This is a genomic window from Streptomyces sp. G-G2 (assembly GCF_030063135.1).
GTDB lineage: Bacteria > Actinomycetota > Actinomycetes > Streptomycetales > Streptomycetaceae > Streptomyces.
In genome coordinates this window covers 242,437-256,423 of sequence record NZ_JASISO010000002.1, presented here as the reverse complement: position 1 = coordinate 256,423, position 13,987 = coordinate 242,437, and the positions used below count along the sequence as shown (strand labels likewise).

Here is a 13,987-nt window from a genome sequence, read left to right as displayed (position 1 = left end):
GCGGCGGGTGCCGGACGCCTTCCTGTCCGCGCCGACCGGATTCGCCCCGGGCCCGCGCGCCGCACGCCTGGACGGGCTGCGGCTGCCGGAGTCGCCCGACCAGGAGAACCGCGAACTGACCGCCCTCACACGGGAGTTACTCCGCTGCCTGCCTGACCCCCGACCGCCCGACCGGCCCCGAGGCCCTGCCGCGGTTTCGGGCGGGGCCCCGTCCGGACTCCTCGACGAGCACAAGAGCACGAGAGCGCGGCCTCCGACACCGACGCCGACCGCCGCACGGACCGCGGCGCCGACGCCGACCGCGACACGGAAGTGAACGTCAGGCCCGGGGCTCCGCCCCCGCGCCGCCGAGCCCCACCTGGTGCGCCAGCAGCGCGGCCTGCACCCGGCCCGCGCTGCCGGTCTTCTCCAGGATCGAGCCGACGTGCGTCTTGACCGTGCCGATGCCGATGCCGAGCCGCCGCCCGATCTCCAGGTTGGGCAGCCCCGCCCCGAGCAGGATGAGCACCTCGCGCTCGCGCTCGGTCAGGGCCGCGATCCGGGCGTCGGGGGCGGGGCCGTCCGGGCCGGAGCGGGCGCCGGGGTCCGCGCCGCCGCCGCTCAGCATGCGCCGGATGACGGTGCCGGTGACACCGGGCGAGAGGACGGCGTCCCCGGCGGCGGCCGACCGTACCGCGCTGATCAGTTCGTCCGGACCCTCGTCCTTGAGGAGGAACCCGGTGGCCCCGGCGGACAGGGCGCGCAGCACGTTCTCCTCGTCGCCGAAGGTGGTGAGCATGACCACCTGCGGCCGGGGTTCCAGGGCGGTCAGCGGGGCGATCGCGGCGAGGCCGTCGAAGACCGGCATCCGGATGTCGACGAGCACCACGTCGGGGTGGTGCAGGGCGGCGAGTTCGACGGCCCGGGCGCCGTCGGCCGCCTCGGCGACGACCTCGATGCCCTCCGCGTGACGCAGGATCATCCGTACTCCGGCGCGGATCATCTCCTCGTCATCGGCGAGGAGGACGCGTACGGAGGGTGCGGCGGGGACGCCGTTGATCTGGTTCATCGTGCACTCCTCGGCGCCAGGGGCACCTCGAATCGGTCGATCGTGGTCAGGACACCGCCGCTGAAGCAGTAGCGGACGAGGGTGAGACCGTCCTCGCCCACGTGGTCGTCGCTGTACGGGAAGACGCAGTCGGTGACTCCGCGCGCCCGGGGCGGTTCGTGGCCGGCCGCGGCGGCGCGGGCCAGGTCGAAGTCGTGGACGCCCGCATACTCCGCCTCGGCCCGGTCCATGCCGATCCGCGGCGGCTTCGGCGCGACGTAGCGGGACGGCTGGGCATGGCCCGCGAGCTGAATGCCCGCCGCGAGCACCGCCACGATCCCGGCCAGTCCCAGCAGCGCGGTCGCGGTCTGTGCGAGCGGCACCAGGAGGGGCTCCCGGCGCAGCCGGCGGGCGCCGGCGGTGATCCGCGCGCCGAAGCCGGAGGCGGCGCCCGGTGGTCCCGGGCGCGCGGGCGTACGTATCCCCGCCACCCACCCGTCCGGGTCCGTGTGCCCGGGCGACGCCCGCTCGCCGCCGGCCCCGGGGTCGCCGGGGCGCGCGGGGAGCCGGGCCGCCACCGCGAACCCGGCGCCCCGGGGTCCGGCGGCCAGGGTTCCGCCGAGCAGGTCCACCCGTTCGCGCAGCCCCGGCAGGCCGCGCCCGGACCCGGCGGGCGGCGCCGGGGCCCCGGCGGCGGGCGCGGCCGGGGCGCCGTTGGCCACGCTCACCTCGACCAGGTCCGCGGTGTGCGCGACGGCCACCTCCACCGCGGCTCCCGGCGCGTACCGGTGAACGTTCGTCAGGGCCTCGCGCACCACCCGGTGCAGGGCCCGGCGCACCCGCGCCTCCAGCGGGTCCGTGTCCGGCCCGGTCCAGGTGAGGTCCACGGCCACCCCGCCCGCGCGTGACTCCTCGACCAGCGCCTCGATGTCGGCGCGGGTGCCGGTGGCGTCGGTCAGGGCGTCCGTACCGGTGTCCCGGGACAGCGGACCCAGCACACCGAGCACCTCGCGCAGCTCCCGCATGGCGTCCCGGGTGGCCCGGCGGACCAGGGCGGCGCTGTCCCGCAGGTCCTGGGGCTGGCCGCGCAGCGCCATCTCCAGGCCGCCTGTGTGCAGGGAGATCAGGCTGAGCCGGTGCCCGACCAGGTCGTGCATCTCGGCCGCGATCCGGGACCGCTCGTGGATGCGGGATTCGCTGTCGGTGAGCCGCCGGGCCTCCTCGGCGGCGGCGGTCCGCTCCCGCAGTGCGGCCAGCAGCCGCTGCTGTTGCCCGGCGGAGGCGCCGACCAGCCCGGGGACGAGCACGGCCACGGCCGCCAGCATCCCGCCGACGGTCAGCCCGTAGTCCCAGGACGCGCCGCTCCGGCGGTGCAGCGCCCACCCGGTGACGGGGATGGTGACCGCGCTCGCGCCGAGCAGGGCGGTGGCCCGTCGCCCGGCTCCGGCCAGTTGCCGGGTCACGGTGTAGGCGGTCACCGCCGCCAGCGGGGCGAAGGCGGACATCAGGCCCAGCAGTGCGCCCATGGCGACGAGGGCCGCCTCGGGGAAGCGGCGCCGTACGACGAAGACCGTGAGCGCGGCCAGCATCAGCAGCGCCTTCTGCTCCAGCGCCGCCGATCCGCCGACCCGGATGAGCGCCGCGTACGCCGCGAGGACGAGGAGACCGCCGCCGACCGCCTCGGCCACGGCCCGCGCCATCACCCGCCCCATAAAAGACATATCCCTGATTATCAAAGGCGGGAGGGGTCGCGCGCGTGCGCCTCACGGAGGATCCGGCCCTCTGTCCGAAGGGGGAGTCAGGTCCTGGGCCGCTTTCCGCATCAGACTTGCGGCAGATACGGGTTCGTCCGTAGGGCGGACCCGTCGAGGGGGACCGGGGGCAACACTGGAAGACATGAAGCGTCCCCTCGTCATCGCCCTCGCCACCGTGGGAGTCATCGCCACCGCCGCCGTCGCCCTGCCGAACCTTCCGCCGAACCCGCTGACCGACGCGGTCAACGCCCAGCTCTTCAACAACAAGGAGAAGACGTTCGCCACCGCGGCGGACGCGCCCAAGAAGGGCGACCTCGCCTTCGTGCTGCCGGACTGGATCCCGCAGGACGCCAAGAAGGTGAAGGTGAAGGCGCACACGACGGGCGACGCGAAACTGATCCGGTTCACCCTCGGGCAGACCCCGCTGAGCGCGCCGCAGTGCGCGGGCGGCGCCCCGAAGCAGCCGGACGCCCCGAGGATGGGCGCGAAGTGGTGGCCGAAGGACGCGGGGCGCGAGGCGCGCACGGAGTGCCGGGGCCGCTACCAGTACCAGGTGGTGGTGCGCGGCGGGAAGGTCTACGCGTGGACCAACGGCACGGTCTCGCCGGGCGCGACGATGACCGAAGCCTCCGTGACCCGCTGATGACGCGCCCGGGGGACACGGGCGCCGCGGCGCGGTCCCGGGACGGTGGCCGTGAGACGTTCCCGCGGCCCCGGGACGGGCGCCGCGGAGCGGAACCGCCCTGGTCCGGGGTCCCCCGCCTCGACTACCCTCGTCGAGTGATCGAGTACGTGAACCAACTCGGCGGCGGTCCCCCGCGGATCGGCGCGCCGCCCCAGGGCGGCGACGTCAGCGTGTGGGCCCTGAGCACCACGCTCGACGTGGTCGGCGGCCACCGCGTCACCGAGGCGCACTCGCTGCTGGACGCGACGGAGCGCGACGCGGCGTCCCGCCGCCGCCAGCAGGCCGACCGGCACCGCTACCTCGCCTCGCACATCGGGCTGCGGGTCCTGCTCGGCGGCTATCTGGGCCTGGCCCCGGAGCGGGTCTCGCTGGTCCGCGAGGTCTGCCCCTGCTGCGGCGGCCCGCACGGCCGCCCCGCCGTCGCCGGGGGCGCTGTGCACTTCTCGCTCTCGCACAGCGGCGACCTCGCCTACTTCGCGTTCGCGCGGGTCCCGCTCGGGGTCGACGTGGAGGCGATACCGGGGGCCGAAGCCGTGACCGACGTACTGAACAGCCTGCATCCCGACGAGAGCGCCGAGCTGCGCGCGGTGGCGGAGCCGGGCCGGCCGGGCGCGCTGGCCCGGGTGTGGTGCCGCAAGGAGGCCTACCTGAAGGCCACCGGCACCGGTCTGGCCCTCGGCCTGGTCGAGCCGTACGTCGGCTCCGCGCCCGCTCCCGCGCCGGTCGAGGGCTGGACGCTGGCCGACCTCCCGGCTCCCCGGGGGTACGCCGCCGCCCTCGCGGTCCAGGCCGGGCCCGCGGCGTAGCCTGGCCCGCATGGAGATCCGCCGCGCCCGCACCGTCGCCGAACTCACCGCCGCCGAGGGCCTCTTCGACGGCCCGGCCCGGGAGGAATGGGCGACCCGCTTCCTCGCCGCCGCCGGGCACCTGATGCTGATCGCCTACGTGGACGGCGTACCGGCGGGCATGGTCTCCGGCGTCGAGATGTGCCACCCCGACAAGGGCACGGAGATGTGCCTGTACGAGCTTTCCGTGGCCGAGCCCCACCGGCGGCGCGGCATCGGGCGCGAGCTGACCCGCGTGCTCGCCGACGAGGCCCGGGGACGCGGCTGTTACGGCATGTGGGTGGGCGTGGACACGGACAACGAGGCGGCGCTGGCGACGTACGCCTCGGCGGGAGCCGTGGACGAGGGGGTCTTCACGATGCGCGGCTGGGCCCTGCCCACCGAGGGCGGCGCGGGCCCGGCAGCCGCTCACTAGTACCGCGGTCCCACTCGTCACATCCGGCACGCCGAACCCCCCTTCGGCGGCGTGTCGTGCGCCCACTCGGCGCACCCTCCGCGCGCGCCACCGCCACCTGGCCGAGCATCGCCGCATGACGCCAATCACCGCGCTGCTCCCCGCCGCCGCCCTGCTCGCGGCGACCGCCGCCGTGTCCCCGCAGCCCAATAGCGGTGCGAGCACCGCGCCCGACTCCGCCGCCCCCTACGTCGTGGTCCTCAAGGACAGTGCCCCGCGCGCCCTGACCCGGGCCTTGGTCGCGGAGGCCGAGAGCGCGGGGGGCACCGTGGGCCGGGTGTACGAGAGCGCCCTGAGCGGCTTCGCCGTACGCACCACCGCCGCCCGGGCCGCCGAACTCGCCGCCGACCCCCGGGTCGCGTCCGTGGAGCCGGACGCCCTGGTCCGTGTCTCCGGCGCGCCCGCCGCGCCCGCCGCATCAGGCGCTTCCGGCGCGCAGGGGGCCGTCGTCCCCGAGTCCGAGAGCCCGGCCCCGTGGCAGCTCGACCGTCTGGACCAGCGCGGCCTCCCGCTCGACGGGGTCTACTCGTACCCCTCGACCGGTTCGGGCGTCACGGCGTACGTCATCGACACCGGCATCAACACCGCCCACACGGAGTTCGGCGGCCGGGCAGTCTTCGGCGTCAACGAGACCACCGAGCCCGCCCAGGACCTCAACGGCCACGGCACCCATGTCGCGGGCAGCCTGGGCGGAACGACGTACGGCGTGGCCAAGGGGGTCTCACTGGTCGCCGTCAAGGTCGCCGACCGGCGGGGCAGCGGCAGCGTCTCCGACATCATCGCGGGCATCGACTGGGTGATCACCCACGCCCGCAAGGCCCGGGCCGCGGGCGGCCCGCCCGCCGTGGCGAACCTGAGCATGGGCGGCGGCTACAGCTTCGGCATGAACCGGGCCGTCAGCAAGGCCGTCGCGTCCGGCATCACCTTCACCGCCGCCGCCGGGAACGACAACAAGAACGCCTGCTACTCCTCCCCCGGCAGCGCCCCGGCCGCGCTCACCGTCGGCGCGACCGACGACACCGACCGGCGCGCCTCCTATTCCAACTACGGGGGCTGCGTGGACGTACTGGCCCCCGGATCCCGGGTCACCTCGTCCTGGAAGGGTTCCCCGACGGCCGTGCAGACCCTCTGGGGCACCTCCATGGCCGCCCCGCACGTGGCGGGCGTGGCCGCGCTGCTCCTGGCCTCGGGGGCGGCGAAGACCCCGGCCGAGGTGGCCGCGGCGATCCGCGCGGGCGCGGTGGCGGGGCGGCTCACCGACGTACGTGCGGGGACCCCGAACCTGCTGCTCCAGGTCCCGGCCGCGCCCGAGGCCGTCGCGCCCCCCGCACCCCCGGTCGCCTCCCCGCCGGCCCCGCCCGTCGCCTCCCCGCCCGCACCCCCCGTCGCCTCCCCGCCCGTGTCCCCCGTAGCCTCCCCGCCCGCACCTGCGGTGACCTCACCGGTCGCCACCCCGTAGGCCCCGTTCGGCCCGCCCGCACCCCCGCCGTGCCCCTCACCGACCGGTCGGTACCCGCGCCGCTCCCCGCCCCGCCCTGATGGGACATCAATGTCTGAGTGCTTCGGGCGAAAGCAAGCCATTGACTTCTCATGACCGCGACGCGTCAATGTCGGCCACCGCACCGGCTCGGCCTCCCCCACACAGCGGGTGGGGGGAGGGTTCGTTCGGCGAAGGAGTCGCGACCCAGTGAGTACGACAACGTTCCGACGAAGATTTCTGGCCGGGGCGGGCGCCCTGTCCCTCGCCCTGACGGGTGGCGTGGTGGGGCTGGCGGGAACGGCCCAGGCCGCGACCAAGACCACCTCGGTCCCCATGAAGTGCGTCGCCCCGGCACCCCAGCCGGGCGCCAACGGCAACCAGGACTACACGATCACCCTCCCGGACGGCGCCAAGGCCGGGCAGTCCGTGCCGATCACCATCGACCCGGGCGAGACCCCGGTCATCCCGATGTTCACCATCGACACGGTCAACACCATCAAGGCCAAGCTGTTCGTGGGCGGAGTCGCCCAGACCGTCACCAGCCCGGCCGTGCCCAGCCATCAGGAAGCCAACAAGAAGGCCGACCCGCCCGCGTTCAGCGGGAACATCACCATCCCGGACGGCACCGAGGGCACCACCGTCCAGATCACCATCGACCAGGTGGTCACGGACGCCGACCTCGGCGGCACGGTCTACACCACCACCTGTACGCCCGACCCGCGCCCCAGCGCGTCGGTCGGCTCGGTCGCCGCGGAGGCCCTGCCCAAGGACCCCGTCACCACGAAGGTGACGCCCAACAGCGGCAAGGCGGGCACCGCCGTCGTCGCCACCGGCGCCAACTTCCCCGCCGGGCCCGTCACCTGCTCCGCCCTCCTCGGCGGCGCGGCGACCGGTGACACGGGTACGGGCACGGCGGACGCGTCAGGCGTCGCCGGCTGCACCCTCACGGTCACCAAGAAGGCCGACGCGATCAAGATCGACGGTTCCCTCACCCCGTACAAGTCCTTCGTGTTCCTGGAGGACCAGCCGGGCGTGCGGAACCCGGTCGACGTGGAGGTCCTCCCCGGTCCGCTGGCGCTGGGCCCGAAGGACGGCCAGCCCGCCGTCAGCTTCGGCTCCGTCACCATCAACGGCAAGGCCCAGTCGGTGGTCGGTGTGTTCAACGCCGCTACCGTCCAGGACTTCCGCGGCGGCACCCTCGGCTGGGACGTGACGGCGACCCGCACGCCGTTCCTGAACCAGACCACCGGCCACTCCGTGGCCAAGGCCCAGATCGGCATCCAGCCCACCTGCGCCGTGACCAACCCGGACAGCCCGAGCACCTGCTCGGCGGGCGCCCCCGGCGCCATCACGGACACCCCGATGAAGGTGGCGTCCCAGGCGGCGGGCGGTGACGAGCTGACCGGTGGTGAGTTCGCCGTCGGCGGCGCCGGGATGATCCAGCTCCCGCCCTTCATGTTCGCGGACACCTACCAGTCGGTCGTGACCTTCTCGATCGCCTGACCCCGCCCGGCCCCGGGTGGTGCGGCGCTCCGGCGCCGCACCACCTTTTCCCCGTTTCCGCCCCGTCTGGAGAGCCGCCCATGCGCACCCGCACCCCTCTGTACGGTCTGCTGCTCGGCCTGTTCCTGCTGGGCGCGGGACTGCTCCTGCCCGGCCCCTGGACCACCTCCGCGAGCGCCGCCGAGAACGGCACCTGGGGCGTCTTCCCGACCCCGGCGGCGGGTGCGGCGATGACCGACCGGGCGTACTTCTTCCACCAGGGGACGGCCGGGACCACCGTCAGCGACAGCGTGACCATCCTCAACTCCTCCACCAAGGACCTGACCTTCCAGGTCTTCGCCACCGACGCGATGAACACCCCGGTGGGCGGCGCCTTCGCGCTGCTGCCCGCCGAGACGAAGCCCAAGGACGTCGGCGGCTGGCTCCACCTGCCCGCGGGCACCTCGACGCTGACCGTCCCCGCCAAGGGGCGCAAGGACATCCCCTTCACGGTGAAGGTGCCCGAGGACGCGACCCCGGGCGATCACGTCGGCGGGATCGTCGCCCTCAACACCGAGGTGGAGGGCGTCCAGCAGCAGGGCAAGGTCCAGGTCGGCGTGAAGCGCTCGGTGGGCGCCCGGCTCTACTTCCGGGTACCGGGCCCGCTCTCCCCGGGCCTGAGCGTCGAGGACGTCCGGGTCCAGCGGGACGCGCCGGTGCTGCCCTGGGTGCACAGCGCGCCGGCCACCATCACGTACGCCCTGGTCAACCGGGGCAACGTGGTCGTCGAGCCGAAGGTGACGGTCAGCGCCGAGGGCCTGTTCGGGCGCGGCGTCCTGGACCGCCCGGCCCGTGACGCGAAGGTGTCGCTGCTGCCGGGCCAGCGCATCGAGCTGACGGAGAAGTGGGCGGATTCACCGCAGTTGGACTGGGTCACCGTCAAGGTGACGGCGGGCGCGGCGGCCTATCCGGACCTGACCGGCTCGGGCGGGGCGGAGTTCCTCGCCGTGCCGTGGCCCGCGGCGGGTACGGTCCTCGTCCTGCTGGGGGCCGGGACCGCACTGTGGGCGCTGCGCCGCAGGCGCCGTACCGGCGGGGAACTCCTGCCACCCGTACGGGACTTGGCCGAAACGTGCTGATCATGAAAGCTGTCCCCGGGGGCCGCGCACGGCGGTCACCACGACGGGGGAGGCACTCGCGATGGACCCACGGCAGCCGGGCGGCCAGCCGCCCCCGCCCTCCCCGCCGCTCTCCCCGCCACCGGTCGCGGGGGCGGCGCTGCTGACCCTGATCGAGCGCACCCTGAGCACCGGGACCGCCGTCCACCTGCCCGGCCCCGACTTCCTGCGCCTGACCCTCCCGCTCTTCGACGGCGACCCGGACGACGGCTCGCGCGACGCCCCGGGCGACGGCTCTGGCAACGGCTCCGAGGACGGCGCCACCGACGGTCCCTCGGGCGCCGTCCCCTTCACCGTGGACGTGATCGCCGACCCGGCCCGCGCCCCGCGCGGGGTCGTGTACCTGCTGCCCGGCGGCGGCCTGAACTTCACCGCCTCCTTCCTCACCCCCGGTGCGCGCAACCTCGCCCAGGACCTGCGCCGCCGGGGCTTCCTCGTCGTCGGGCTCACCCCGCGCGAGGACGCGGCCCGCCCCGGGGACGTCACCGCCGAGTGGGGGCTGGCCGCGCACCGCCGGGACCTGGCCCGGGTGGTGGACGCGCTGGACCCCGTACTGCGGCTGCCCTACCAGTACGCCGGGCACTCGGCCGGTGCGGCCCTCGCCCTGGACGCGGCCTCCCACGACCCGTCCCCGCGGCTGCGCCGCGTGGTGGTCCTGGACACGACCGGCCCGCTGACCGGCGCGGGGGCGGTGCGCGCCGCCGCGACCCGGGACGCCTACGCCGCCCAGCTCGCGGCGGGCACGTACGCGAGCGACGCCGGGCTGGCCGGGCTGGTCTCCCGGGCGGTGACGGACCCGGGCGGCCCCTCCCCGGCGCCCTGGCCCAGGGATCCGGCACTCCGCTTCACGAACGCGGGCCTGGCCCACTACGCCCTGATCCACACCGCCGAGCTCCCGGGCCCGGCGAACTGGATCTACGCCCGGGGCCACAGCGCGGGCACCTACGCCTTCGGCGCCACCCCGGCCGAGGACCGCTTCACCCTGACCCACACCCCGCTCACGCTCTGGCACGCGGCGACGGCGGCCCTGGGCAGCGGCCTGGTCCCGGTGGCCCTGCTGCGCGACCTGTGCGCCGCCTGGGCGGGTGACGGTACGGGGTACTCCCTCGCCTGGGACCGCATCGGGGCCGAAGTGCTCTGGCTCACCACGGAGTTCGGCCGTGGCGACCATCCCCGGGGCGCCGACCTGATCCGCGCGTCAGGCAACCCCCGGGTGACCTACCGCCTGATCCCGGGCTACGGCCACGCGGACGCGGTGTGGAGCACCACCGCCGCCCAGGACATCTGGCCCCTGCTGTGACCGTCCCCGGAAAGGGCAACCGAACCTGGACCGCCAGGCGTCACCATCCGCGAGCACGGAAAGCCTCCCTCAGCACTGCCTCGGGGATCTCGACCAGGCCCTCACCGGCGAAAGGGCCGGGACAGCAGAAACCCCCCGGCCGGTGAGGGTTGGCCGGGGGGCTGGGTTCGGGGGTGGGGTCAGTGAGCCTTTTCCAGCCTCAGGTTGAGGCGTGGTGAAGGACGACGACGGCCTTCACGATGCCGGTGATCCGGTTGGTGCTGCAGCGGAGCTTCCGCAGAAGGCGCCAGCCCTTCAGGGTGGCCATGGCCTGTTCGCCGAGACAGCAGATCTTGGCGTGGGTGCTGTTGTGTCGCCGCTTCCAGCGTTTGAGCCGGCGGCCCCTGAACGGCACCCGGACGGGTCGCCCGGCGCCCTGGTAAGCCTTGTCCGCCCAGCATTTCACGTCGGCCTCGGCGAGCGCGTCGATGATGCCGTGGCGCCGGGCGGCGGTCAGGTCATGGGCCGAGCCGGGCAAAGCTGGCGAGGCCCACAGCAGGCGGCCGAACGGGTCGGTGAGGACCTGGATGTTCATGCCGTGGCGTTTGTGTTTCCCGGAGTAGTACGGGGTGTCGGCGGCGATCCGGTCGATCGGCAGCAGGGTGCCGTCCAGGATCACGAAGGCTTTCGCCCGTACGGTCTTCATCGCCTCGGTCAGGGTCGGCGCGGCGGCGGCCAGGACGTCGATCACCTCACGTATGTATCGGTACACGGTCGCGACGCCGATGCCGAACCCGGCGGCGAGCCGCGCGTAGGTGTCCCCGCACCGCAGGTGGGCGAGGGCGAGCAGCGCCTGACGGCCGGCAGGCAGCCGTCGCCACCGGGTCCCGGTCTCTCGCTGCCGGGCACGGAGCCGCGTGGTCAGGTAGCGCAGGGTGCCGCTGGACAGATCGATCGACGAGGGGTAGACAAGCACGCGAAGCTCCTGGCGGACACGGGTGATCTTGGTCGAGGACCCGTCTACCAGGAGCTTCGTCGTTCCGTACAGCCGGCAACCTCCAACACCTCACCGCCGCAGTCAGGTTGGAAAAGGCTCACTGACCCAGCGCAGCGGTGACACGAGGCCCCGACTTCCCCTTAATGGGAGGTCGGGGCCATCTTCTGTATCGAGTTGGGGCGAGCCGACCTTGTCTCCGGGGTCGGTCATGGCTTCACCTCCCATCGGCTTGCGGCTTGCATGGGCGCCCACCCCCGCAAGGGGTGGGAGTCGGTGGCGGTCGGCGCGCCTGCGGACCGCGTGTTGGGCGTCCCAATGGAAGGAGCCGGAACCCCGAATCGTTCCGCTGTGCTCGCCCTCGTGACCTTGATCGCGAATGCACTCGACCATGTAGTCGGAGAGGTCTCGACCCGTGATCTTGCGGTGGGTCTCGACCGCGTCGAGCGGGAGGAAGGTGTACGCCCCGCAGTACCAGGGGGCATCATCCGGAATGGTGAGCTTCACGCGCGGCACCCCCGGACGACTATGGCCATCACGGTCAAGACCCAAAGGGCACTGCCGACCGTTTGCCAGACCACTAGGTTCCGGGCTGCGGCTTCGTCACGGTCGTCCCTCACCGGCCACCCCGCCGCCGTAGGTGCGGATGGTTGCCGATCTCCTCGTTGATCTTTGCGACCTCGCGCAGCTCGCCCGCATCGGCGGCTTCGTGCCGCTCGGCGTCCAGAGCAGTGCACACACCGCACGTCGGGTCGTACTTCGGCCACGCGGCTCTGTTGATGGTGATCGGAGCACTCACGCGCAGCCTCGCGCCATGTGGCGCCGGATCAGTACGTTCCTGTCGCTCACGACAGTGCCAGCGAGGGGGCCACGAGCGGAGGCCCGTTCTCGGGCCCACTTCTGGCACCTGTAGCAGTGGGCGGGAGGCTCGGGCCAGGGAGGCATGAATAGGCGGGCGACCGCCGGATTTATGGTCCTCGTCTGAGTGCTGGCCATTGCGCCCCTCCCGATGACTTCGAGGTCGATGTCACGACGGTAGGGAGGCAGTTGGGCGCGCATCCACGTTGTTGCACGCTGTTGCACGCCTTCACCCGAGTGCGGTTAGCGCTTCCCTGATGAGGATTCGGGCCGGTGCCCCGTGGACTGCCGTCTTGGCTAGGTCGGCGAAGGCGCGTAGGTACGTCTTGATCTCACCCGGGGCAGTCAGGTTGATCTCTGCTGTGAGCGTCTCGACGGCCACCTGTTGATCATCAAAGGCGTAGAACGCCTCCAACGGCCACACGGTCCGGTGGGCCGTCCTGGGGATGATCCCGAGGGACACGTTCGGCCGGCTCATCACGGCAAGGAGCGCTTCGAGCTGCTCCGACATGGCTTCGGACTCGCACACCCGGTAGTAGAGAACCGTCTCTTCGAGGAGGATCGCGAAGCGGTGGTCACCTTCCCGGATCACGCGGGAGCGGTTGAGTCTGGCCTGTACGGCGTCGGCCACGTCGTCGGGCGTGCCCTGGAAGCGCGTGATGCCTTTCAGAAGCCCTGTCGCGTATCCGGCTGTCTGGAGCATGCCCGGAACCAGGTTCGACGCGTAGACGCGAAAGGAGCGGGTCCGCTGGTAGAGCGGAGTGGTCTTCTCGTGGACGCGGCGCATGCCGTCCCGGTGGATCTGCTTCCACTCGACGTACATCGACTCGGCGTTCCGGGACGCGGCGATTATGTCCGCTGCCTCGTCTTCGACTCCGCAGGCCGCACACCATGCCCGAATATCTGCGTCAGACGGCCAGGAGATGCCCCGAGCGATCCTGGATGACTTGGCCCTGTGCCAGCCGCACCGGACGGCCAGATCATGCCCAGAGAGCCCAGCGTCCTTCATGAGCCCTTGCAGGCGGGTGGCCACGGCGGCCCGTGCTGCTTGGGCTGTGGAGAGCGGAGAGGAGGGCATGAACTGACCGGCCAGTGATTCAGACGGTGTACTTCTCGTGCGGGATGCCGCGCTCCCACACTGCTTCGAACGCGGTCACGCACCGCTCAGCTACGGCAGGATCGTCGGTCTGGTCTGTGTGGACCCACCTGCCGGCGCCATCGAAGACGTTGAACTGCACGAGTTTGCCGTCGAAGATCCAGCAGTCGTTGCCGGGCAACGTGAGGTCGGATGCCTGACGGCGGGGAAGCCAACGGATCTGCTCACCGCCCGCGATGTTGGTGAAGGTGAACGAGTGCTCGTACGCGATGTAGTCGCTGACCGGCTCGGACACGATCCGGGTCCGCCGGATGACTACTCCCTTGGCGGTGACCTCCTGCACGAGGTCGAGCCACGGCCGCCACCACGAAGCACGGTCGGCAGGGTTGAGCCGGTGACCTTGCTTCCACGCGGCGAAGCCTTCGATCTCGTTCTCGACGCCGTACGTGTCGCGCATCTCAAGATGCACCGCTGACACCTGCACCGACCGAATGAGGTCGGCGAAGTCAGTCAGACTCTGCGACACGGATGGCCTCCTTGAGGAGCGGGATCATCCTGGGCTCAAGGATGATCAGGGATTCGTTGTCAGCCTGGGGCGAGTCTGCCGAGGCTTGGCTGAGCACGTCAGCGTCTGCTTGTGACCCCTGGACGAGGATGCGTCGGCTCTCGTTTACCCACACGGCCGGGCATCCGCGATCTCCAGACTCTGGATCTTTACCAACGAACCGTAAGGCCTTGGTGTCCCTCCCTGTCGAGCGCGTTGCGCCTGGTTGCACCACCTCACTCTCAGGGATCGGTGCGGTCAAGGGGGCCGGAACAGCAGAAACCCCCGGCCGGTGAGGTTGGCCGAGGGTT

Annotated in this window: 14 protein-coding genes; 7 read left to right on the top strand and 7 right to left on the bottom strand. The window is 72.7% G+C overall.

Features of this window, described 5'->3' with window-relative positions:
• Window positions 1-319 precede the first annotated feature (319 nt).
• Both QMF80_RS02720 and QMF80_RS02715 read right to left on the bottom strand, forming a co-directional pair.
• Entirely contained in the window at window positions 320-1,048 is a 729-nt protein-coding gene (locus tag QMF80_RS02720) for a response regulator (RefSeq protein WP_283449068.1), read from the bottom strand.
• On the bottom strand, window positions 1,045-2,748 hold the full coding sequence (locus QMF80_RS02715) for a sensor histidine kinase (RefSeq protein WP_283449067.1): 1,704 nt from the start codon (window positions 2,746-2,748) through the stop codon (window positions 1,045-1,047). Before QMF80_RS02715 ends, QMF80_RS02720 begins: the two co-directional genes overlap by 4 nt.
• A 175-nt stretch (window positions 2,749-2,923) precedes the next feature.
• Between QMF80_RS02715 and QMF80_RS02710 the strand changes: the two genes are divergently transcribed.
• The 7 genes from QMF80_RS02710 to QMF80_RS02680 all read left to right on the top strand — a co-directional run bounded on the left by QMF80_RS02710 (window position 2,924) and on the right by QMF80_RS02680 (window position 10,205).
• Window positions 2,924-3,424, top strand: coding sequence for a hypothetical protein (locus QMF80_RS02710; protein WP_283449066.1), 501 nt, complete (start codon window positions 2,924-2,926; stop codon window positions 3,422-3,424).
• A 137-nt stretch (window positions 3,425-3,561) separates the two neighbouring features.
• Window positions 3,562-4,272 (top strand): 4'-phosphopantetheinyl transferase family protein, encoded by a 711-nt coding sequence (locus QMF80_RS02705; protein WP_283449064.1) that lies wholly within the window; start codon window positions 3,562-3,564, stop codon window positions 4,270-4,272.
• 10 nt (window positions 4,273-4,282) lie between these two features.
• A complete protein-coding gene (locus tag QMF80_RS02700; protein ID WP_283449062.1) occupies window positions 4,283-4,726 on the top strand; it encodes a GNAT family N-acetyltransferase in 444 nt (147 codons plus the stop codon).
• A 115-nt stretch (window positions 4,727-4,841) separates the two neighbouring features.
• Window positions 4,842-6,224, top strand: a complete 1,383-nt coding sequence (locus QMF80_RS02695) for a S8 family peptidase (protein WP_283449060.1) — start codon at window positions 4,842-4,844, stop codon at window positions 6,222-6,224.
• A gap of 303 nt (window positions 6,225-6,527) precedes the next feature.
• Complete coding sequence (locus QMF80_RS02690; RefSeq protein ID WP_283449058.1) at window positions 6,528-7,748, top strand: hypothetical protein; 1,221 nt, start codon at window positions 6,528-6,530, stop codon at window positions 7,746-7,748.
• An 80-nt stretch (window positions 7,749-7,828) separates the two neighbouring features.
• Window positions 7,829-8,866 (top strand): WxL protein peptidoglycan domain-containing protein, encoded by a 1,038-nt coding sequence (locus QMF80_RS02685; RefSeq protein WP_283449056.1) that lies wholly within the window; start codon window positions 7,829-7,831, stop codon window positions 8,864-8,866.
• A gap of 61 nt (window positions 8,867-8,927) precedes the next feature.
• The gene (locus tag QMF80_RS02680; RefSeq protein ID WP_283449054.1) at window positions 8,928-10,205 is read left to right on the top strand and encodes a hypothetical protein; all 1,278 of its coding nucleotides are present in this window, start codon (window positions 8,928-8,930) and stop codon (window positions 10,203-10,205) included.
• A 199-nt stretch (window positions 10,206-10,404) separates the two neighbouring features.
• Here the strand turns inward: QMF80_RS02680 and QMF80_RS02675 are convergent, their stop codons facing one another.
• The 5 genes from QMF80_RS02675 to QMF80_RS02655 form a co-directional block, all read right to left on the bottom strand.
• Window positions 10,405-11,160: a transposase family protein gene (locus QMF80_RS02675; protein WP_283449052.1), complete on the bottom strand. Its 756-nt coding sequence runs from the start codon at window positions 11,158-11,160 to the stop codon at window positions 10,405-10,407.
• A gap of 102 nt (window positions 11,161-11,262) precedes the next feature.
• Window positions 11,263-11,685, bottom strand: a complete 423-nt coding sequence (locus QMF80_RS02670; RefSeq protein ID WP_283449050.1) for a hypothetical protein — start codon at window positions 11,683-11,685, stop codon at window positions 11,263-11,265.
• A 109-nt stretch (window positions 11,686-11,794) separates the two neighbouring features.
• Window positions 11,795-11,977 carry a hypothetical protein gene (locus QMF80_RS02665; protein ID WP_283449048.1) on the bottom strand — a complete coding sequence of 61 codons (183 nt, stop codon included), beginning with the start codon at window positions 11,975-11,977 and terminating at the stop codon, window positions 11,795-11,797.
• 288 nt (window positions 11,978-12,265) lie between these two features.
• Window positions 12,266-13,114, bottom strand: a complete 849-nt coding sequence (locus QMF80_RS02660; RefSeq protein ID WP_283449046.1) for a helix-turn-helix domain-containing protein — start codon at window positions 13,112-13,114, stop codon at window positions 12,266-12,268.
• 19 nt (window positions 13,115-13,133) lie between these two features.
• Window positions 13,134-13,658 carry a DUF6879 family protein gene (locus QMF80_RS02655; protein ID WP_283449044.1) on the bottom strand — a complete coding sequence of 175 codons (525 nt, stop codon included), beginning with the start codon at window positions 13,656-13,658 and terminating at the stop codon, window positions 13,134-13,136.
• Window positions 13,659-13,987: the final 329 nt, after the last annotated feature.